Below are 1620 nucleotides of genomic sequence, written 5' to 3'. Positions count from 1 at the left end.
GCAGGTTGGCGCAGAGCCTGCAGCCGGGCCTGCTGGGCACCCTCGCCACCGGCCGCCGGATCGTGCTGATCACCGGCACCCACGGACAGACCACCACGACCGCGCTGGTTGCCGAGGCGCTGCGCAGCCGCGGCGCTGCCACCAGCAACGTCACCGGCGCGAACATGCTCGACGGGCACGTCGCGGCGCTGATGACCGACCTGTCCGCGCCGTTCGCGGCGTTGGAGGTCGATGAGCTGCACCTGGACCGGGTCGTCACGGAGTTCACCCCGGCCGTGGTGGTGCTGCTGAACCTCAGCCGCGACCAGCTCGACCGGGTCGGCGAGGTCCGCACCGTGCAGCAGAGCTTGCGCCGGGCGCTGGCGCGCGCGCCGCAGACCCGCGTCGTGGCCAACCGCGACGATCCGAACGTCGTGTCCGTCGCCGCCGATCACCCCGCGGTGACCTGGGTTTCCGGTGGTGCGCGCTGGACCAGGGACGCGCTCAACTGCCCGCGCTGCGGTTCCTTCCTGGACGACGTCGAGGGGGAGTGGCGTTGCGGGTGCGGGCTGGCCCGCCCACCGGCTGATTGGACCGTCACCGGTGCTGGGCTCACCGGCCCGGACGGGCTGGACCGCCGGCTCGCCGTTCAGTTGCCGGGCCAGGTCAACCGCATCAACGCCGCGTTCGCGGTGGCCGCGGCCACCGAACTCGGCTGCGACGCGGACGCGGTGCTGCGCCGGATCTCCGCGATGCGCCACGCCAGCGGCCGCTACTCCGCGGTTCGGCTGGACGGGTGGGCCGTGCGGTTGCTGCTCGCGAAGAACCCGGCGAGCTGGCTGGAAATGCTGGACCTCGTCGCCGCGCACGACCGGCACCTGGTGCTGGCGGTGAACAGCAGGGAGCCCGACGGCCACGACGTGTCCTGGCTGTGGGACGTGGACTTCGAGTCGTTGCGCGGCCGCGCGGTCACCGTCACCGGTGAGCGCGGTCTGGACCTGGCGGTGCGGCTGCGCTACGCGGACGTGGGCTGCGAGGTCGTGCCCACGGTCCGCGACGCACTGCCGAACGCGGGGGAGGAGCCCGACGTGATCGCCAACTACACGGCGTTCCGGGACCTGCTGGTCCGGAGCGTGCCGCGATGAGCGCCGTGCGGATCGCGCTGCTGCTGCCGGACCTGCTGGGCACCTACGGGGACCGCGGGAACATGCTGGTCTTGGAGCAGCGGCTGCGCTGGCGCGACATCGCGTGCGAGTCGGTCACCGTGCTGTCGTCCTCGGCCGCGGTGCCGGAGTCCTGCGACGTGTACCTGCTCGGCGGGGGAGAGGACGTCGCCCAGACCGCGGCGATGCGCGTGTTGGCCCGTTCACCGGGGTTGCAGCGGGCGGCTGCGCGCGGCGCTGCGGTGCTGGGCATCTGCGGCGGCCTGCAACTGCTGGGCACCGCTTTCACCACCGGGGACGGGGTGCGCCACGAGGGACTGGGGTTGGTGGACGCGGTCACCGAGCCGGGTGCTGAGCGGGCGATCGGCGAGGTCGTCGCGGATGCCGCACTGCCCGGAGTGGGGATGCTGACGGGCTTCGAGAACCACCTCGGCCGGACCCGGCTCGGCGCGACGGGCCGGCCGCTCGGCCGGGTGTC

General features: G+C 73.5%; 2 protein-coding genes. Both read left to right on the top strand.

What is annotated here, in order from left to right; translation table 11 throughout:
• Window positions 1-1124: MurT ligase domain-containing protein (locus tag IJH84_RS05660; protein ID WP_295141132.1), on the top strand; the 1124-nt coding region annotated here is incomplete at its 5' end.
• A partial coding sequence (locus IJH84_RS05655; protein ID WP_295141129.1) for a glutamine amidotransferase occupies window positions 1121-1620 on the top strand: 500 nt, incomplete at its 3' end. The genes IJH84_RS05660 and IJH84_RS05655, both read left to right, overlap by 4 nt.

The organism is Saccharopolyspora sp. (genome assembly GCF_017434145.1).
GTDB classification, from domain to species: domain Bacteria; phylum Actinomycetota; class Actinomycetes; order Mycobacteriales; family Pseudonocardiaceae; genus Saccharopolyspora_C; species Saccharopolyspora_C galaxeae.
This window is presented reverse-complemented; position numbering and strand designations above follow the sequence as displayed.